This is a genomic window from Nostoc sp. CALU 1950, assembly GCF_051172895.1.
In the GTDB taxonomy this organism is placed as follows: Bacteria; Cyanobacteriota; Cyanobacteriia; order Cyanobacteriales; family Nostocaceae; genus Nostoc; species Nostoc edaphicum_A.
In genome coordinates this window covers 21,280-40,572 of sequence record NZ_JBDNJQ010000068.1, presented here as the reverse complement: position 1 = coordinate 40,572, position 19,293 = coordinate 21,280, and the positions used below count along the sequence as shown (strand labels likewise).

Annotated in this window: 16 protein-coding genes; 2 read left to right on the top strand and 14 right to left on the bottom strand. The window is 42.6% G+C overall.

Translation table 11 applies throughout. From position 1 onward, the window contains the following. Positions 1 to 112: 112 nt before the first annotated feature. Positions 113 to 1,168, bottom strand: a complete 1,056-nt coding sequence (locus ABF638_RS19275; protein ID WP_435024615.1) for a 1-acyl-sn-glycerol-3-phosphate acyltransferase — start codon at positions 1,166 to 1,168, stop codon at positions 113 to 115. 696 nt (positions 1,169 to 1,864) lie between these two features. Here ABF638_RS19275 and ABF638_RS19270 point away from each other — a divergent pair. Together ABF638_RS19270 and ABF638_RS19265 are read left to right on the top strand one after the other, a co-directional pair. After that, positions 1,865 to 2,119: a helix-turn-helix domain-containing protein gene (locus tag ABF638_RS19270; RefSeq protein ID WP_435024614.1), complete on the top strand. Its 255-nt coding sequence runs from the start codon at positions 1,865 to 1,867 to the stop codon at positions 2,117 to 2,119. A 1-nt stretch (position 2,120) separates the two neighbouring features. Next, positions 2,121 to 5,804 (top strand): PAS domain S-box protein, encoded by a 3,684-nt coding sequence (locus ABF638_RS19265; RefSeq protein ID WP_435024613.1) that lies wholly within the window; start codon positions 2,121 to 2,123, stop codon positions 5,802 to 5,804. On the opposite strand, the gene arsC is transcribed toward ABF638_RS19265, so the two are convergent. The 13 genes from arsC to ABF638_RS19200 all read right to left on the bottom strand — a co-directional run bounded on the left by arsC (position 5,801) and on the right by ABF638_RS19200 (position 19,264). After that, entirely contained in the window at positions 5,801 to 6,196 is a 396-nt protein-coding gene (arsC, locus tag ABF638_RS19260) for an arsenate reductase, glutathione/glutaredoxin type (protein WP_435024612.1), read from the bottom strand. The genes ABF638_RS19265 and arsC overlap by 4 nt on opposite strands. Positions 6,197 to 6,276: 80 nt before the next feature. Then, complete coding sequence (locus ABF638_RS19255; protein ID WP_435024611.1) at positions 6,277 to 6,732, bottom strand: ArsI/CadI family heavy metal resistance metalloenzyme; 456 nt, start codon at positions 6,730 to 6,732, stop codon at positions 6,277 to 6,279. Between the two features lie 228 nt (positions 6,733 to 6,960). Continuing rightward, positions 6,961 to 8,103 carry an ACR3 family arsenite efflux transporter gene (gene arsB / locus ABF638_RS19250; RefSeq protein ID WP_435024610.1) on the bottom strand — a complete coding sequence of 381 codons (1,143 nt, stop codon included), beginning with the start codon at positions 8,101 to 8,103 and terminating at the stop codon, positions 6,961 to 6,963. Positions 8,104 to 8,175: 72 nt separating this feature from the next. Beyond that, complete coding sequence (gene arsJ, locus ABF638_RS19245; protein ID WP_435024609.1) at positions 8,176 to 9,438, bottom strand: organoarsenical effux MFS transporter ArsJ; 1,263 nt, start codon at positions 9,436 to 9,438, stop codon at positions 8,176 to 8,178. A 93-nt stretch (positions 9,439 to 9,531) separates the two neighbouring features. Continuing rightward, on the bottom strand, positions 9,532 to 10,551 hold the full coding sequence (locus ABF638_RS19240) for an ArsJ-associated glyceraldehyde-3-phosphate dehydrogenase (protein WP_435024608.1): 1,020 nt from the start codon (positions 10,549 to 10,551) through the stop codon (positions 9,532 to 9,534). 178 nt (positions 10,552 to 10,729) lie between these two features. Further along, on the bottom strand, positions 10,730 to 11,788 hold the full coding sequence (locus tag ABF638_RS19235; protein WP_435024607.1) for a PstS family phosphate ABC transporter substrate-binding protein: 1,059 nt from the start codon (positions 11,786 to 11,788) through the stop codon (positions 10,730 to 10,732). A gap of 312 nt (positions 11,789 to 12,100) precedes the next feature. Further along, entirely contained in the window at positions 12,101 to 12,424 is a 324-nt protein-coding gene (locus ABF638_RS19230; protein WP_435024606.1) for an ArsR/SmtB family transcription factor, read from the bottom strand. Between the two features lie 34 nt (positions 12,425 to 12,458). Continuing rightward, positions 12,459 to 13,670, bottom strand: coding sequence for an aspartate aminotransferase (locus ABF638_RS19225; RefSeq protein WP_435024605.1), 1,212 nt, complete (start codon positions 13,668 to 13,670; stop codon positions 12,459 to 12,461). After that, on the bottom strand, positions 13,667 to 14,857 hold the full coding sequence (locus ABF638_RS19220; protein WP_435024604.1) for an iron-containing alcohol dehydrogenase family protein: 1,191 nt from the start codon (positions 14,855 to 14,857) through the stop codon (positions 13,667 to 13,669). The genes ABF638_RS19225 and ABF638_RS19220 overlap by 4 nt, the downstream gene beginning before the upstream one ends. Before the next feature lie 698 nt (positions 14,858 to 15,555). Beyond that, entirely contained in the window at positions 15,556 to 16,077 is a 522-nt protein-coding gene (locus ABF638_RS19215; protein ID WP_435024603.1) for a Ycf51 family protein, read from the bottom strand. A gap of 209 nt (positions 16,078 to 16,286) precedes the next feature. Then, positions 16,287 to 16,676 carry a hypothetical protein gene (locus ABF638_RS19210; RefSeq protein WP_435024602.1) on the bottom strand — a complete coding sequence of 130 codons (390 nt, stop codon included), beginning with the start codon at positions 16,674 to 16,676 and terminating at the stop codon, positions 16,287 to 16,289. Positions 16,677 to 17,066: 390 nt separating this feature from the next. Then, on the bottom strand, positions 17,067 to 18,440 hold the full coding sequence (locus ABF638_RS19205) for an O-antigen ligase family protein (RefSeq protein ID WP_435024601.1): 1,374 nt from the start codon (positions 18,438 to 18,440) through the stop codon (positions 17,067 to 17,069). After that, positions 18,422 to 19,264: a YaaW family protein gene (locus ABF638_RS19200; protein ID WP_435024600.1), complete on the bottom strand. Its 843-nt coding sequence runs from the start codon at positions 19,262 to 19,264 to the stop codon at positions 18,422 to 18,424. The genes ABF638_RS19205 and ABF638_RS19200 overlap by 19 nt, the downstream gene beginning before the upstream one ends. Positions 19,265 to 19,293 lie beyond the last annotated feature (29 nt).

Genomic DNA, 19,293 nt, shown 5'->3' with positions numbered 1-19,293 from the left:
ATTGGTGTAGGTAATTGGTCTTTGAAGACGCGATAAATCGCGTCTCTACATGAGGCTTTTTGTCTTAAATGAACGGTGTTGTGATAGAATCAACGAATTTAAGATTGTAGTATTAAGATTTACCCAAAAACTGATGAATTTGAAGTTGCAGTTTTTCTCGTAATTGCTGCGCCTGTCGATAAGCTGCTGTACGTCCTTTATTTGAGTCAGCGTCTAATCCTGCTGGTTCTAAAGGCTGAATAAAATAACGCAGACGAGTTCTCATTGCCCAAATTCCCATTGATGGAAACAGGAGTAAGACTAGCATCAAAGGCGAGAAAGGCAAGAATGGTAATTTGACTACTCGTTGCAATTTGGTGAAATTAACAGCCCAAAGATGTAGAGATTCACTACCGATGCAAACTACTGGGAGAATGGGAATATGATAGCGATCGCTCAACTGAATAAAACTCACATCAAATTTTTCTAGTTGATAGCGTCTTTTCCAACCTTTCAAAGGGCCGCGGATACCTTCGGGTGCATATAAGAGAATTTTACCTTGAGCGTTCGCTGTAGGCGTTGGCGCAGCCATCGCTGACTCAAAATTATCTAATTCGGCTCGCACACCACCTAAAACCTGCGACCATTTAGGTGGTAGCCACCAAGTCACCCAAGGATGCTCAAATAATGCTGGACTTGCTACGGGTTGTACCACCCATCCTCTGGTTTCACTTAATAAATAACCCAAGGTCAAAAAGTCCCAAGGAAAACACATCCCCGCGTGATTCATTGCCACAATCAATGGCCCTGTTGGCGGCAAGTTTTCAACTTGTTGCAATTCTCCCCGAAAATATGATTTAACGATGGGGCCAAGAACTTCCTGGCGAAAAGCTTGTTGATATTTGGGATCAAATTCACCAACTTCTTTTCGGGGTGAACGAAAACCCAGACGCAACCAGCGACTCAGCAATGCTAGATAAAATCCGCCAGGAATTAAAAATAATCCATACTCTAGCCAATTCCAACCATCGGGGTCGGCGTGATAGTGCTGCCAATGGCGGTTGAATAAAATTAGCCAACCTGGAGGATACCAAAGACAAAACCAGTCAAACCAGTTAAATACATAACCTTCACCTGGTAAATTTTCCAGTTGAGTGTTTAGGAGTTTTTCGGAATGTTGATTAATCAAAACGGTTAAAAATCAGGCAAAATTTTTATTAAAAGTGCATCATAGCTATATAATTTTGCCATTAGCATCTTACCATAGAAGTAAAATTAACTACAGACTTGGAAACCCGTTTCAGATTTGGTTGCCAAAATTACCAACTGAAAAATTTATCAATGGAAAACATTAAGCAAAACTTATATATAGATATCCTTTATATATAGGACTTACGCAAAATACGTCGTAAGTAGCGGTAATTCATGAATTACCGCTACGGAATAATCGGCTTTTCAATTATTTTTGCGTAAGTCCTAATATATAAAAAATTAAGTTGCGTAGAAAGCACGAGAATGTAACACACCACCCATAAATTTTTGGCGGTGTGTGATGGCTAATAATCATTAAATCGCCTTAAAGAATACTATTGTGGCGTCACATATCAGATAAATTTAATATTTATTTTATATAGCAATCGTAAATCATTTGTGAAAAATTAGATCCCCGACTTCTCAAAGAAGTCGGGGATCTCAGACACCGCGCATTTTCATAAATCAAATAGGATTACTATAGATAGGTTTTGCAGTAAACAATAACCAGTGAACATTGATAAATGAATATTGGTATTTCGCCAAAAGATGAAATTGATAATAACTAATGACTATTTAAATTCTTCCTCAAGCTGGAGACAAATGGCGAGACACCTGTCTTAATCTTCCTACTATGGAACTAGGAAAGCCACTAAAAATTTCAGATTTAATCCGTGAACTGCGGCAGCAGCTCGATCTCTCTCAGGAAAAGTTTGCAGCCAAGTTGGGAGTTTCTCTGCGAACAATCAATCGCTGGGAGAACGGATCTACAGTGCCTTCACAGATGGCACTAAAGCTAATTGAAGAAATGTTACAGAAAATGGGCAAACCAGGTAAAACACTAGTGAAAGAGTATCTCTCAAAAGCGGAGCAACGGGAGGACTCTTAAGATGATGGTGAAAGTACCCGAAAAAATTTTGATGATGCGTTCTCGGTTCATAGCTTGTGGTGTGATGATTGTGGCAGTCATAGCGGCGTTGCTGCTGACAAAACTGCTGCTGCCAGTTTTTGATCCGAGCGTATTTACATTATTTTATGCTGCGGTGGCAGTCAGCGCTTGGTATGGCGGCATGAGACTTGGAGTGTTAGCGATCGCTCTTTCTGTGACAACTGCGCTATATTTTTTAATTGAGCCAGTCTACTCCTTCGATTTCTTCAGCCAAAACGTTTTGGTAAGATTAACGACGTTTTCATTAGTATCCTTCTTAATTACCGCCCTTTCTTCAGAGTTGCGAACTGCTAGACGCAAGGCAGAGACAAGCCTAAAGTTGTTGCAAAATAGCGAGATGCGGTTTAGCCGACTGGCAGAATCTAACATCATTGGAGTGATTGTCACTGATATGAAGAACGGCTCCATCATGGCAGCCAATGATGCTTTTCTGAAAATGCTCGGCTATAGGCGAGAAGATTTGTCCGCTAACCGAATGAACTGGCGCGAGATTACCCCACCAGAGTATCTTCTTTTGAGTGAGCGTTCAGTGCAAGAACTGAAAACCACCGGAGTATGTAAGCCCTTTGAGAAGGAATATATCTGCAAAGATGGTACAAGAGTTCCCGTTTTGCTCGGTTCTGTCCTTGTGGGAGATGCTGAAGAAACGGTTATTGGCTTCGTTGTTGATTTGAGCGAACAGCAAGCTGCACTACGTGAACGCAAACAAGTAGAACAAACTTTGCGAGAGAAGGAGGAGCGTCTGAGGTTAGCTAACGAACGATTTGAGTTAGCTGCATCTGCGGTAAACTGTCTCATTTATGACTGGAATTTAAAAGAGGATACTGTTGAAAGAACTGAGGGATTAACTCGAATTTTGGGCTATTCTCTCGCTGAAGCTGAAGCAAATGGTAATTGGTGGCGCGAACTTGTGCATCCAGAGGATTTGCAACGTGTGGAAGATCAGGCGGGAGTTGCTTTGGCAAATAGCGATCGCTATACTGCCGAGTATCGAATTCGCAATAAAAACAATCAGTACATCTATGTGTTAGATCAGGGGATAATAGTGCAGCGAGATGCTGATGGCAACCCACTACGCTTAGTTGGCAGCACTACAGATATTAGCGAACGCAAGCAGGCAGAGAAGGCAGTCCAAGCAAGTGAGGAGCGGCTTCGGAGTTTTGTAAAAGCAAATGTAGTTGGTATTCTTTTTGGTGATGTGAATGGTAATATCACCGAAGCCAATGACGAGTTTTTGCGAATTGTCGGCTATACCCAGGAGGATATCCAAGCAGGTAGATTACGGTGGACTGATATCACGCCATCTGAGTATCTTTATTTAGATGAACTGGCTATTACCGAGGCAACAGCAAAGGGAACCTGTACTCCTTATGAGAAAGAATTTATTCGCAAGGATGGTTCTATTGTCCCAGTTGTAGTTGGTTACTCTCTTTTAGGAGAATCTCGACAGAAATCAGTCGCATTTATTCTGGATATTAGTGATCTCAAACAAGCTAAAAAAGCACTGAGTCAGAGTCAAGAGCAATTCCAAGCTTTTATGGACAATATTCCAGCCGCAGCATGGATTACGAATGTAGATGGGCGTGTAGTTTACCTCAGTCCAACTTATTTGAGTACATTTGACTTAGCAGTAAATAAAGCGATTCATAAAAATATTTTTGAGCTATACCCAGCCCAAATCGCTCAACCTCTCCTCGATAACATTAGAATGGTTGCCGAGACGAATCAGGTTGTTCAAACGATTGAGTCTGCCCCACGCACAGATGGCACTCTCGGCGAATTTTTAGTCTATAAGTTTCCCATTGCCAATGCATCTGGGCAACGTCTAGTAGGAGGCGTTGCAATTGACATCACCGAACGCGAACGCGCCCTTCGGGAACGTCAGCTTGCAGAACAAGCTTTACAAGAACGTAGCGAAAGACTCAAATTGCTCTCGGAAACAACTAGTGATTTGCTTTCAACTGAGCGCCCTTTGGATTTAATGAACAGCTTGTTTAGCAAACTCTCGGCGCAGATGGATTTGCACTTTTACTTCCACTATCTAATCGATACACACGAAAATAAGCAAAAACTTCGGTTAGTAGCTTGGAACGGCATTACTGATGAAGTATTTCAAGCAATTGAATATCTGGAATTTAATCATGGCATGTGCGGAGTGGTAGCACAAGAACGCCGTCAAATTGTCATCAACGATGTGCTGCACTCTACCGATCCACATGCCCACATTCTCCATGCTTTGGAAATCACAGCCTATGCCGGTCAACCATTAATTGCTCAAGGAAAGCTACTTGGTGTTCTCTCTTTTGCCAGTCGCACCCGTACTCACTTTACTTCTGGGGAAATTACTCTATTACAAGCAACCTCCGATCAGGTAGCGGTTGCTCTGGAACGCTCTCATTTAATGGCTTCGTTACAGCGAAGGAAAGAGGAATTGATCCAAGCTAATCGGATCAAAGATGAATTTTTGGCGGTTCTTTCTCACGAACTTCGCACGCCGCTAAACCCGATCCTGGGATGGTCGAAGTTACTGCAAACCAAAAAGTATGATGAAGCAACCACCACTCGCGCTCTCGAAACCATTGAGCGCAATGCCAAGTTGCAAACCCAATTAATTGAAGATTTGCTGGATGTCTCTCGCATTCTGCAAGGTAAACTTAGTCTGAATATTGCTCCTGTAAATCTGGCAACTGCGATCGCTTCAGCCATAGAAACTGTACGTCTAGCGGCTGAAGCCAAATCGATCAATTTGCGATTTACGATTTTAGATTTTGGATTAGAAAATTCTCAAATTCAAGTTGCGCTGGAAGCGAACCAAAGTGGCGACTCCAAATTCTTAGTAACAGGTGATTCCAATCGCTTGCAGCAAGTTATCTGGAATTTACTTTCCAATGCTATTAAGTTTACACCCCAAGGTGGAGAGGTAGAAATCAGTTTAGAGTCTGTTGGTTCTCAAGTTCAGCTGCGAGTCAGTGATACAGGTAAAGGAATTAGCCCTGATTTTTTACCTTATGTCTTTGACTACTTCCGACAAGCTGATGGTGCAACTACCAGAAAATTCGGCGGACTGGGATTAGGATTAGCTATTGTTCGTCACATTGTCGAGCTACATGGCGGCACAGTTAAAGCAGAAAGTTTGGGTGAAGAACAGGGAGCAACCTTTACAGTCATGCTACCGTTGCTCAAGATTCATCTAAATAGCCACCAGATTGTCTCTCAACTTGATGATTCACCTGATCTAAATGGGTTGAAAGTTCTGCTGGTGGATGATGAGCGTGATACACGAGAGTTAATTACTTTCATTCTAGAGCAGTCTGGCGCGGTAGTAATCCAGACCGCATCTGCGATGGAAGCATTACGAATTATGCCTCAGTTCCAGCCAAATCTGCTGTTAAGCGATATTGGAATGCCGGAAGTAGACGGCTATATGCTGATGCGTCAAATCAGAGCTATGTCACCAGAACTTGGCGGGAAAATTCCTGCGATCGCCATAACCGCTTATGCTGGTGAGGTTGATTATCAACAAGCAATTGCCGCCGGATTTGGGCAGCATATCACCAAGCCTGTGGAGCCAGCTAAGTTACTTCGAGCGATCGCTAACCTAATTTATACTTGTAGTAATTGTTAATTAAGTCTCTCAATTAACTTTATAACTCGTTCTTTAACTTCATCTCGAACCCGACGAAAATATTCAATTGATTGCCCTGCTGGATCATCAAGTTGCCAATCTTCAAACACATCTCTTAATACCCACTCTTGGGGTAAATTAACACCACAACCACATAATGAAATCACAGCATTATAATCATCGGCATTGAAATCACTTAAAGGCTTAGAAGTTTGATTGCTAATATCAATGCCAATTTCTGACATCACTTCAACAGTGATCGGATCTATCTCGCTTGGTGCTAAACCAGAACTTGTAACAGCAATTTTATTTTCTCCTAACGTTCTTGCAAATCCTTCCGCCATTTGGGAACGGCGGGAATTATGCGTACAAACAAACATTACTTTTTTCATAATTCCTGCCCCTGTATTTCCTCTATCAAAGTCACCAGAAGCGGCTTTTGCCTCTGGTGACTTTGATAGTTAGGTTTCCTCTAACTACAACATGGCTTATTAACAGCCTTGACTACCTCAGTCGAATTAACTGTAGTCACCAAATTCTTTTCTGGCGCGGTATCTCCCACCTTCACCACAAAAATTTCCCAGCGGTTTCCATCTGGATCTGTTACCCAAACCTTGTCTTGCAAAGCATAGCAACAATCAGTATTGTCTTCAGTAAATAATGCTAATCCTGACTCCGTAAACCTTTGTATAGCCGCTCGTACTTCTTCTGTACTTTCAACTTGTACACCCAAATGAGACAATGCACCACCAGCCTGGATGCTAGGAGCTAAATTCAGTGTGAGATTTAGCGCTGGGCTAGAAAGATCAAATTTGGCATAGTCATCTTTATACTTCACAGGTTCTACACCAAACATTGCCCGATAAAATGCTACAGATTTTTCAACGTCAGTAACATTCAAAGCCACATGAGTTTTCAGCACTGCCATGATTTTGCTCCTTGTAGAATTTTCAAAATATCGATTCTCGACAAGCGTGAAGTACAATTTTGACCTCTCTCCAAACCTCTCTCCTAAGAGGAGAGAGGCTTTGAATTGTTCCCCCCTTCCCGCCTTCGGGAAGGGGGTTAGGGGGTTAGGTCTATTTGAACACCTGTACCTCACCGAATTGAAAATGGCTATATATGTCAATATTGATTCCTAATTACGAATTACGAATTACCAATGACACCTTGGATCTCGCAATGTTGCCTTTTCTGGCTCCCGTGGGAACCAAAATGCCGTTCGCTTACAAACTTCAACCAGCATCAACATTACTGGCACTTCGATTAAAACACCTACCACTGTAGCAAGTGCAGCACCAGAATTTAAGCCAAACAGCATTACAGAAGTTGCGATCGCCACTTCAAAATGATTACTAGCTCCAATTAATGCTGCGGGCGCGGCGTCCTCATAAGATATATTCAGTTTTAAGGCTGCTACATAACTAATCAAGAAAATAAAATTAGTTTGGATGAATAGTGGCACGGCAATTAATAAGATGTGCAAGGGATTCTTAACAATCAATTCACCTTTAAAAGCAAATAGCAAAACCAAAGTCATCAGCAAGGCGGTAATGGCAATTGGACTGAGATACTTTAAAAATCTCCGTTCAAACCATTCTTTACCTTTGTTCTGAAAAATCCAATAACGGCTGTACATTCCTGCTATTAAAGGCAATCCGACATAAATCAGCACCGACAAAACAATCGTTTGCCACGGCACTGTTAAATCATTTGCCGCCAGTAACCACCTACCTAAAGGTGCATATAAAAACAACATTGTCAGAGAATTAACCGCCACCATCACCAAGGTGTGCCCCTGATTGCCGTAGGAAAGATAACCCCACAACAGCACCATTGCAGTACAAGGAGCAATTCCCAGTAAAATCGTACCTGCAATGTAGGAATTAGCGATCGCAACTTCGTCACCGCGAATTAATTCTGTGCCTGTAATTAACGGGCGAAATAACCAACCTAAGAAAAACTGAGAAAATACCACCATCGTGAATGGTTTAATTAACCAGTTGACAACCAAAGTGAGAATTACAGGTTTTGGAGCGCGGATAGCATTTGCAGCTTGGGTGAAGTCAATTTTCACCATGATGGGATACATCATGAAAAAGAGACAAACTGCAATGGGAATTGACACTTGATAAACACTCAACGCATCCAGCGTCACCGCCACACCTGGAAATAATCTTCCTAGTCCAATTCCCGCCAAGATGCACAGAAACACCCAAACAGTAAGGTATTTTTCAAAAAAACTCAAATTACTCCCTGCTTGTACTGGGGCTTTATTCGCTTGCGGATTCGTACTCATTGATGTGAAGCCTGAAATATTGTTGTGGAGATGAGGGGAATGACCAATGACAAATGACAAATGACAAATGACCTAATCCCCATCTCCCGCTTTCCAAGCGATCGCTTTACTAGGTTGAGGATCGGGTAGCTTCAGAGTAATTAATGCTGCTGCTAGTACAAAGAACATGGATGTCCACAGACAGCCCACTAACCCGAAAAACTGGTATACCAAACCTGACAAAACAGTTCCAGCTAATCGACCACCTGAGTTTGCCATGTAGTAAAAACCAACGTTTAGCGCTACTTTGTCATCGTCAGTAAATGCCAACACTAAATAAGAGTGAACTGCTGAGTTGAAGGCAAACACGACGCCAAAAACCAGGAGTCCACCAACGATCGCAATGTTTGCAGGTATACCTAATTGGAGAGCAAGAGCGATCGCGGCTGGAACTACTGTTAAAGTAAATGTCCAAAACTGGATGGTCTTTGATTGCGGTGGACGACCAGAACCAAATCGCTGAATCAGTGTTGGTGCTAAGAACTGAATAACGCCATAGCCAATTACCCAACAAGCCAAGAATCCACCAACCTGATAAAATGACCAGCCCAAGGTTCCACGTAAGAATACTGGCAATCCCACAACAAACCATACATCCCTAGAACCAAAGAGAAAAAATCGAGCCGCTGAGAGAATATTAATCTCTTCGCTCTTAGAAAACAGCTGGCTAAACTTGATCTTCTTCTTGATTTTGCCCATACCTTTAGGCAGCATCAGCCCAGAAAACATAATCAGGGAAAGTCCCCCTGCCATAATCCACAGGGAATTGATGAAGCCAACCGCAGCCAAAAGAGCGCTACCAATAAAAAAGCCAACTCCTTTGAGAGCATTCTTAGAACCCGTCAGCACCGCCACCCATTTAAACAAAGATGATTGAGCATCTTGAGGCACCACTAACCGAATGGCACTTTTAGAACTCATCTTGGTTAAGTCTTTGGCAATCCCAGAAAATGCCTGTGCCACCATCACATAACTGACTGCAATCCACTGTGCCCAATTTGGATTAAGGAATGACAGCATGACTAGAGAAAAAATCTGTAATCCGATGCCGCTATAAAGTGTTACCTTCAATCCGAACTGAGAACCAATCCAACCGCCTAAAAAGTTTGTGACAACTCCAAAGACTTCGTAGAACAAAAACAGAAAGGCAATTTGAATCGGTGTATAGCCAATTTGGTTGAAATATAGCAACACCAGCATTCGCAAGGCACCATCGGTGAGTGTGAAACCCCAGTAGGCGAGGGTGACTAGGATATAGTTCTTAAAATTGGCGCTATGAGCTGTAGTAGAAACCATGAGGGAGTGGGGAGATGATGGGCAGTGGGAGCAGGGGAGGCAGGGGGAGCAGAGGGAGAAAGAATAAGCTGTTTGACAAATGCCCCATGCCCATTACTTTTTCAGACTCAGAGCTACTTTACGGGCGAGTTCAACCATCCGGTTGGCATAGCCCCATTCGTTGTCATACCAAGCGAGTATTTTCACTTGCGTCTCGTTTACCACCATTGTGGAGAGGGCATCAATGATGGAAGACCGAGGATCGTCTTTGTAGTCGATAGAGACTAAAGGACGTTCTTCATATCCCAGAATTCCTTTGAGCGGTGCTTGTTCTGAAGCTGTTTTTAATAAGCTATTAATTTCTTCTACGGTTGTGGGTCGCACAACTTCAAACACGCAGTCTGTTAAAGAAGCGTTGAGCAGCGGTACTCGTACTGCCAAACCGTTGAGTTTGCCATTGAGTTCGGGATAAATTAACCCGATCGCAGTTGCAGATCCAGTTGTGGTAGGAATCAGAGACAGACTGGTAGCCCGTGCGCGGCGTAAATCCTTGTGAGGGGCATCTACGATGGTCTGAGTATTGGTGTTGTCATGGATTGTGGTAATGATTCCATGCTTAATGCCCAAACCTTCATGGATCACCTTCACGACTGGAGCCAAACAGTTAGTTGTACAAGAAGCAGCAGTTAGTAAATGATGCTTTTCCGGCTCATAAAGTTGGTCATTAACTCCCATGACAATATTCAAGGCTTCTTCCTTCACCGGAGCAGCCACAATTACCTTCTGTACTCCCCGCTTAAAATACGGGTCTAAGGTGGCGGGAGTCCTAAATTTACCGGAGCATTCCAGCACAATATCAACACCCAACTCTTCCCAAGGGACTTCACCAGGTTGGGAATGTTCGCTAAAGCTTAGGGGTATACCATCAATGAGGATGCGTTCATCGCCTTCTGTTTCTACTTCTGATGCCCAACGCCCGTGGACAGAATCAAATTTGAGCAAATGAGCGGCTGTTACTGCCCCACCTTTAATCTCATTGATATGAACAAACTCAAGTTCTGACCAACCCCAGGCAGCCCGCAAAGCTAGCCGTCCGATTCTGCCAAATCCGTTGATGCCAACACGTATTCTCATCAGTTTTCCTAAGTTTATTTAAATTAATGGGTAGCAGTAAACTGATTCCATAGTGTGTTTGTAGTAAGGACTTCAGTCCTTAATTTTTTAAGCACTAAAGTGCTTACTACGAACTTCTCAGAACTTTTTCGATAGACCACTATTACTTTTGAAAAGTCAGTTTTTTTGAGTAAAATTACTACTTTTGTTGTGTCTTCAACAAATCACTAATTTGGAAGTTGATCTGCTCCTTACCTGCAAATACTGTTCCTTCTTTACCAGCTTGAAAGTTTTTTTCTGCCACTTCATAAGCTTCACTAGGTAAAGGCACATACCCAACCGAACTGGTTGTTATCGGTGCGTACTTGAGGTAATAATCTACAAATTCTTTGAGTTCTGGCTGATTTTGTAAAGACTGAGCATTAACATAAATCAGCAAAGGTCGAGCTAATGGCTGATATTCAGCTTTTTCAACAGTTTCAGGTGATGGCAATACTGCCCCTTTGCCGCTATCAATTGCAAGAGGCTTTAACCGACTTTTGTTGTCTTCGTAATAAGCAAGCCCGAAATAACCCAAGGCATTAGGATCTGTGCCGACTCCGCGTACTAAGACGAGATCATCTTCACTGGAGATATAATCAGTGCGGCTGACTCTGGTCTTACCAACAATAGCTTCTGTAAAGTAATCAAAAGTACCAGACTGACCGCCAGCACCATACAGGTTAATTGGTTGATCCGGCCAAGACGATCGCACTTGGTTCCAGCGAGTGATTTTTCCTTGGGCTTCTGGCTCCCAAAGCTTTTTCAATTCGGCTACGGTAATATCTTTTGCCCAGGTATTTTGGGAATTCACCGCAACAGTCAGCGCATCAAAGGCAACGGGAAGCTCGATAAACTTGACACCATTTTTGTTGCAAGCTTCTATCTCTGCTTTCAGAATGGGACGCGAGGCATTGCTGATGTCTGTCTCTTTGTTACAGAATTTCTTAAATCCCGCACTAGTACCGGAAAAGCTTAGGAGAACTTGTCCTTTGTACTGCTGCTTGTTTTGTTGAAACTGGTTAGCGATCGCTTCGGTGATTGGATACACTGTGCTAGAACCATCAATCTTTATTGCCCTCACTTTTGTCGCATCACTGACTTCTGCAACCTTTGGCAAAGACTGAGTTTGAGTAGATGAATTAGGCGTGGCTGTGCAACTTGTCGCAAAAGCCAACACTCCAAATACAAGAGCCAAATTCTTTGCTATTGCGTTCATTGACCTCACCTTTAGGGGTAATTTTGAAAGTATGTTTATATCATTTCAAAAAAACTTGATGTGTCAATATAAAGCATAGCACTATACATAAAAATTCATCAAAAAAAGTTGATGCATTTATCAAGGTTGTGGAAAACAACCGTCCTATAAGCCAATAAGGTTTGGATAAGCACTCTTGACTTTCCTTGTGGTCTGGGAAAAGGGAAAGGGGTAAAGGATGTATTTAAAACCTTTCCCCTTTCCCCTTTAACCGAACCGTATTGCCACCTTATCACTTGAGAAAATCAGTCCCAAGCATAGATAAATTTATTCTTAATCGCAGCAAGAACGGGCAGATAAAATTACACGATTGTGGCTAAAATCTGCCAGATATTCCTCTAAAATACTAAATTGGGGCAAATTTAAACTGTAATAAATCCAGCGTCCTTCCTGACGGGAGTTAACTAAGCCAGCTTCCTTGAGGGTTTTCAGGTGAAAAGATAGTTTGGACTGATTTACCCCCAAGGCTTCGCACAAATCACATACACATAATTCTCGCTGTCGTAAGAGTTCTAGCACACTAATCCTGAGTGGATCAGAAAGAGCATGAAAGCCAGCAGCAATTAAATGAGGAATAGTAGCAGAGGGGGTTTGCATGAATCAGATTTCGATAAGGGGATGCTATCTATCTCTATTGTGAAGCAGAGACTACAGCTTCAGGTTGATAGCGGATGCCGGCTTGCTTGAAGCGATGTAAAACTTCACCCAAGCGATCGCAGTCTGCAATCAAACTGATCCTTACATAACCCTCACCTGCAACCCCAAAAGCATTACCTGGGGTAAGAACAACGCCAGTTTGCTGCAACACATTCAGGGCAAAATCCGTGGAACCAACGCCGACAGGACATTTCACCCAAAGATACATTGTCGCCTTAGTTTTGGGAATATCCCAACCCAACTCTCCTAACCCATCAATCAGGAAATCGCGGCGGGTACGGTAGCGTTGTTGTACTTCGTGCAAATACACATCTGGCAGTTGCAAAGCGGTTTCGGCTGCTTTTTGCAAGGCGGAAAAAATGCCGTAATCCAAATTAGTTTTCAGTGTCCGCAAACCTTGAATTACATGGCGGTTCCCCACCACAAACCCAACGCGCCAACCAGCCATATTGTAGGTTTTAGATAAGGTGTGAAATTCTACACCAATATCTTTTGCGCCAGGAATTTCTAGCAAGCTAGTGGGTTGATAACCATCAAAAGCTAACTCGGCGTAACACAAATCATGCACCAGCAAAATTTCATATTTGCGGGCGAAGGCGACGATTTCTTCAAAGAATTCGCGGGGTGCGGTGGCGGCGGTGGGATTGCTGGGATAGTTGAAATAAAGAATTTTGGCTTGTCTTGCAACCTCGTCAGGAATGGCAGCTAAATCAATTAACCAATCATTCTCTGGTTTAAGAATCAAGCTGTGGATTTTCCCACCTGCGATCGCAGGGCCGCGAAAATGCGCGGGATAAGCCGGGGAAGGAACGAGAACTAAATCGCCAGGATTAACGTAGGCGATCGCTAAATGGGTTAATCCTTCTTTAGAACCCAGCAGTGGCAAAGCTTCGCTATCAGGATCGAGAACCACACCATAACGGCGATGATACCAGTTGGTGATCGCGCGGCGGAAACTAGCTGTGCCCTCAAAAGGCGGATAACCGTGATTGGCGGGATCTTTCAAGGCTGCGATCGCCGCTTCTACAACTGGTGCTGGTGTTGCACCATCGGGGTTTCCCATGCCCAAATCAATTAAATCCAACCCTTGTTCCCGTGCTTTAGCTTTCAGTTCATCTAAACGGGCAAATACATAAGGTGGCAGTTTTTGTATGCGTTCTGCTGGGACAATCCAATTTAAACTCATAAAACCTCGTCACTCATTCCCTTGGGCGAAACTCGATTTGTAATGTCTCTACTATCTATAGGTGCAGTAGTAGAAACCATTGCCGCCATCAACTGTTCTGGCGCGACTTTAAACGGTAGTCTATGAATGTCAGAATTAGGAACTAGAGCAATTTCAGCGGCTGTTTGCAACTCGCCTAATGTAATATTGCCCAATCCCAAATCACTCAATTTTTGGGGCAGTCCAATTTCTGTATAGAACTTTAACAACTGTTGTCGTGACGATGCTGCTAGTTGATTGCCTTGTAGCATTTCTTCTAAACGCAGTTGCACCAAAATTCCAAAAGCAACTTTTTCGCCATGAATACTGCCATGTCCCGAAATATGAGTTAAACCATTATGCACGGCATGGGCGGCAACTGTGCGACACTGCGCCCCGCCAAGTCCGCCAACTACCCCGGCGAGTAAAACACTGGCGTCTACAACTTCTCGCCAAACTTCACTACCTGGTTCTTTCAGGGCGGCGGTTGACTTTTGCAAAAGGATATCTCGCAAAACTCGTGCTTGTTGCACCGCAGCAATTGTTAAAGTGTCTTGCAAGTGTCCACTACTAACAGAGGCTTCGTACCATTTAGCGATCGCATCACCAATTCCAGCGACTAAAGTCCGTTGTGGTGCAGTTTTAATCAAGTCATAATCAAGTATCAATAAATCGGGACAACGAGATAGCCCCACATCGTAGAGAAACGCCCCTTCTTCCGAATAAACATTCGACAAGGCACTCCAGGCTGCACAGGTAGCCCCTGATGTCGGAATTGTCACCACAGGCAACTGTAACTGCTGCGCGAGTAATTTCGCTGTATCTAGGGCTTTCCCCCCACCAAAACCAATAATCACATCAGCTGTATGTTCTTTTGCCGCCTTTTGTAAAGACTTCAGGCTAGCTTCACAGCAATCTGCACCGTATGTAGCTTGGACAGTTTTTAACTGTTGCCTTTCTAAAACTGGTTGCAAATTTTGTTGGCTGATGGCGAGAGTAGACTCACCTGCCACAATTAAGGGACGACTTCCCAAACGGGCGATTTCGGCTGCGGCTGCTTGCAACACCTCAGAACCACGAATTACTTTTGCTGGGGCAACTGTGAGTGTCAATAATGAACTAGAGTTTTGAGTAGACAAAGAAGGTTGAGTAGTAGAATTATTGTGCATATAATCTAGTTTGCCAAAACTTTGATATTTCTTAATCAAATAGACTAGTGATCAAGGATACTTGTTGCCAAGCTGGTTTTAGAATGACTCCAACCTGACACCTGACTCATCTAGATTTGAGCTAAGTAATGAAATAGACAAAGCCTATAGCCGACTGATTGAGTAGTTTGACGACGTTGCTTGAATCTATAATGCCCATTGACCTGAAATTCCGAACTATCAAAGTTTTGAATAACCGTATAACTAATTAACATTACCATTGTCAGATTCTCAAGAAAAGCAATTGAGAATCGATAATGTGTAGGCGATCATGGCGATCATGCTATTTCATCCAATCCTTAGCTACAGATACATACTTAGGGGTGTGTAACTATACGCCCCTACAACTGATTCCTTTACTGCAAAGACTTGTGAAAATGGCAACAATGGTAATTAGGAAAACAACTGACAAATCACAACTGTCAGTACCAATTACCCACACTCTGATTAACCTTTTACCACAGTGAAACCACTAAAGTGTGAATATCTTAATCTAAAAATAACTATTAATGTATCAGTAAATACAAAATAAATTTTGTCATCCTGATAACAGGTAAATAAATTTTGTTTTCTGGGATTGGGGATTGGGAAGAGACAAGGAAGAAACTTGTTCAATAATTTTCTCTTGTCTTCCTCATCTCCCCCGGCTCCACTGCTCCTTAAGCGTTGGGTTTTGGCAATTGGGCAAAATTGTCTGTGTAAATTTCGACTGTTACTGGAGAATTTTGATGAGAAACGAGCGATCGCTTGGCCTCACCCAAGTAAACTGGTACAGAAGTCCCTGGTTCCGGGTGGATAATGGTACGGGCGCGAACTGTCAACTTGTCGTCTTCCCGCGTACCTGAACGACCATAAGAAAACAAATTACTAGCTGCTTGACGTAAAGTTGCTTCTAATTGTGTGGGTGTAATTTGAGTTGATGTAGCAATCACTGCTTGGGTTGACCCATTGTCATAAACTAAAGTATACCTGGCTGCTCCTGGAATCACAGTCCGACTCAAGGGGACTATTGAGAGTGCAAATAAACCACCAGTCAGCACCAGCATAAAGCCAGTCGTACCCACTAGTCGAAAGCGGATGCCCCATTTGAGAATAAAAGCCAAAACTGTTAAGGCAGCAAATACCAAGGTAGCTATACCTGACCATTGGGTGTACTGAAGAAAGTTAGCTGTTGTGAGCATAAGGTTGGTTATGGATGCGTCTTTTTTTCGTTACCGACACACCCATTTTACCGGAGAGCTTACACCATAAGGGTTCTCATAACCATTGCTTGATGCGAGTGTATTAGAAAAAGTGATAAATATTTTAGTGAGCAACAACAAAACCGTGGAGGTTTTATAGCAACCACTGATTACAAATTGCGAATTACGAATTACGAATTACGAATTATTTAGTATTGCCGACAAATAATAGATTTATTTCCATCATCTGAAGTTGAAACATATATCCTATATTCTGCCGAACATGTTTCAAATGAATTACCTGTTGTGATTTGGATGTCATCGGCAAGCTCACAAGTGTGAAATTGTCCTTTTTCATCGAAAGATATATAACTTTTTCCTCGGCAGGGAAAATTAGATATCCCTGAAAGAGAACTGGAAACTTGCACAGTAATATTTTGTTCAAGTATACAAGTTAACAGTGAACCATTGGGATAATAAATTATATTTCCTGCTTCACACTCAATTGCTGCTTTAGCAGGCAGAGTAAAAGCAAAATTTATTGTAGATAATCCTAATGAAGAAGTTATAAATACAAAGCCTTGTAAGGATAATTTCATGAATAAATTCCGTTTTTTTATGAAGCTAAATCTTTATTTAAATTATGTTTAACTGAGGAAAATAATAAATATACAAAAGGGCATCTACAAGAGATGCCCGTCATGCAGGAAAATCCCAAAGGGTTATTCCTACACCTTCCCAACAATCAGCAACAGTGACTAATTAGGTATTAGTCACACTCACAGTCACAGACGTGAATATAGTAATCTTATTAACTTAAAACTCTAAATGTCCCCAGTGCATACACTGAAAACTAATCATTGCAATTATAAGTTACTATGCCTGCTCAGGCATAGCCCGTGGTAGACATCGTTTGATCCTTTAATACTTAGATGAATTTAGCTTTTTATCATGTACATACTTACTGTTTGTCATTCACTAACTAATTATTAACGAGATACAAACCTTTCTTGTTCATGATAATGATGTACTACTCCACAAATGGCAGCCAAAATTAACCATGAAAGCGCATTCAAACGGAAATCGAAGAGAGTTACATCTACCATGTTCAATAAAATCCAGCCAACAAAAGCTAAAAGATAACTGAAAAATATCAATCTGTCCTTTGTATTTATATATTTTGACTTTTGCAGTAATTGGATACCTGTAATCAAAATCCAAGCAAGTAAACCACAAAATAAAAAAGCACTAGGAAAACCAGTTTCAGCAGATAACATCAAAAACAAGTTATGGGGATGACCTAAAGGAATCTGCATCTGGGCTTTGTAGATTTGACTAAAACTGCGTAATCCCCAGCCAGTCCAAGGATGTTGTTGAGCTAAAGACCAGGCAAACTCCCACTGAGTTTTTCGCATTAAAGCGACTGGTCTATCTGGATACATATCATCATTTAACCTTGCCCAAAAGAATGCAGGAACTACCCGACGAAAAACTTGAGCGACTGGTAAGGGAGCAAAAGCTGCCAAAAGCACACTAGAAACGATCGCAGCAACACCACCCACAAGAATGCGCCAACCTTGGTAAAGTGCATAAGCTAAACAGGCAAAAATAGCGATCGCCCATCCATTACGCGAGTTAGTGAAAATCAAGGCAATGAAATTTGTAATCACCGCCACGGTTAGGAAGAGGAAGGGGAGTGGGGACTGGGGACTGGTGACTGGGGACTGGCGATTGGGGACTGAATTCTTACTAATACCCAATCTCCAATACCCAATACCCAATCGCCATTGTTCTAGCCACAACCCTAGAGCAAGGATGAAAATTATTGCTAGATAAGCTGCGAAGGTGTTAGCGTGCAAGAAAAGTGAAGCGATGCGACCTGGCGGATTTCCTCCTGGTCTGATTGTCCAAGCTAAGACAATCCACAAAATCTCGAATTTCAAACTCCAGCCTAAAAATAACTGTCCCAAGCCGATAATTACCACTGGCATAGAACCGATCACCAAAATCCAAGCCATTTGCCGCAATTGAGCAAATGTTTGAATCAAATCGCTATGAGCTGCGAAAAGTAAAAAGAATGGTAATAAATTAAATAAGCCGAGGAAAGCTGTTGTCTTGTCTTGGGCAAACCCAGCACTCACGATTAGCAAGAGACTCAAAAGGGCAAATCCCCAGTTGAGGGGGCGGCGACTAATTTTGCGGGATTGTTTCAGCCAAGTTATTAATGATACAATTCCTAAAGTCACAGCCCCCACTAAGGGACTCAATGGGAAGATGAATAGTGCCCATAGAGAGTAGTTCCAAGAAGATTGCCAACGAGATTTGAAATAGTTAAAAACCTTGTTCAAGCTGGCTCCCAACATTCCTCACGAGTGAGGCGAATTTGAGCTAAGGCGAAGATGGTAGGAATGATTCGACCATAGTTAGTGGCGATCGCTCTCCACCCTAAATCTGCAAAAAACCAAGTCCACATCATCGGCCCAATCACGGCAAACATAGTGCGGGCTGCTCCATAACGAGCTGCATTTACTGTCATACCCCGTTGCGCCATTTGCATAGCTACATAGCTTTGGAATTGCTTCGTAGCTGCTTCTGAGCCTTTAATCGCCGCTTGTTTTGCTACTTCATAAGTAGCAAAGTGGATGGCAAATTGACGGGCAATTTGCTTCAGTACAAGTGGCTGGAGAAGAGAAGTAACTGCGATCGCACTACCGCCTTTGAAAAGTAACCCCAAGGGATCACGTTGCAATAAAAGTGGTAGCGGTTGTTTGAGTTCTGACTTGAGCAGCTGACGCTGTACCCGTACAGTCAATTTTTGTTTTTCCTGTTCCGGCAATTTTTTCCACACCTGTCCTAGCAGATGTAAAAATACTTCTGCTTCTAAATCAATAGTTGCCAGCTGATTAGAATAGGGAATTTTTAGATACTTACATACTTGAACTAAGGCTTGTCGGTAAGTTACCTGGCCTGTGCGTCCCCGTAATACAGTCATCCCATCTGCCGCCAAAAAGCGAAAGCGACCCTCTAGTGAATCTAACCAAGCTTTTCGGTCTTGGCTTTGCACTTCGATGGGTTCGGGTGTTTGTACATAGTCTAAGGGATTGAACTTACGACTAAACAGAATTGCCGTTAAGTCTTGCAATTCCTCTTCGGTCGCTAACTCTAGCGCCGCCCTCATTTCATCCAATTTCCCATCCTCCCTTCCATGCAGCTTTC

Excerpts from the sequence above, each read along its gene's own strand:
- ABF638_RS19230 (WP_435024606.1), bottom strand. The coding sequence starts at position 12,424 with ATGCAAACCCCCTCTGCTACTATTCCTCATTTAATTGCTGCTGGCTTT.
- ABF638_RS19265 (WP_435024613.1), top strand. The coding sequence starts at position 2,121 with ATGATGGTGAAAGTACCCGAAAAAATTTTGATGATGCGTTCTCGGTTC.
- ABF638_RS19255 (WP_435024611.1), bottom strand. The coding sequence starts at position 6,732 with ATGGCAGTGCTGAAAACTCATGTGGCTTTGAATGTTACTGACGTTGAA.
- arsB (WP_435024610.1), bottom strand. The coding sequence starts at position 8,103 with ATGAGTACGAATCCGCAAGCGAATAAAGCCCCAGTACAAGCAGGGAGT.
- ABF638_RS19235 (WP_435024607.1), bottom strand. The coding sequence starts at position 11,788 with ATGAACGCAATAGCAAAGAATTTGGCTCTTGTATTTGGAGTGTTGGCT.
- arsJ (WP_435024609.1), bottom strand. The coding sequence starts at position 9,438 with ATGGTTTCTACTACAGCTCATAGCGCCAATTTTAAGAACTATATCCTA.
- ABF638_RS19225 (WP_435024605.1), bottom strand. The coding sequence starts at position 13,670 with ATGAGTTTAAATTGGATTGTCCCAGCAGAACGCATACAAAAACTGCCA.
- ABF638_RS19220 (WP_435024604.1), bottom strand. The coding sequence starts at position 14,857 with ATGCACAATAATTCTACTACTCAACCTTCTTTGTCTACTCAAAACTCT.
- arsC (WP_435024612.1), bottom strand. The coding sequence starts at position 6,196 with ATGAAAAAAGTAATGTTTGTTTGTACGCATAATTCCCGCCGTTCCCAA.
- ABF638_RS19210 (WP_435024602.1), bottom strand. The coding sequence starts at position 16,676 with ATGAAATTATCCTTACAAGGCTTTGTATTTATAACTTCTTCATTAGGA.
- ABF638_RS19270 (WP_435024614.1), top strand. The coding sequence starts at position 1,865 with ATGGAACTAGGAAAGCCACTAAAAATTTCAGATTTAATCCGTGAACTG.
- ABF638_RS19205 (WP_435024601.1), bottom strand. The coding sequence starts at position 18,440 with ATGTTGGGAGCCAGCTTGAACAAGGTTTTTAACTATTTCAAATCTCGT.
- ABF638_RS19215 (WP_435024603.1), bottom strand. The coding sequence starts at position 16,077 with ATGCTCACAACAGCTAACTTTCTTCAGTACACCCAATGGTCAGGTATA.
- ABF638_RS19240 (WP_435024608.1), bottom strand. The coding sequence starts at position 10,551 with ATGAGAATACGTGTTGGCATCAACGGATTTGGCAGAATCGGACGGCTA.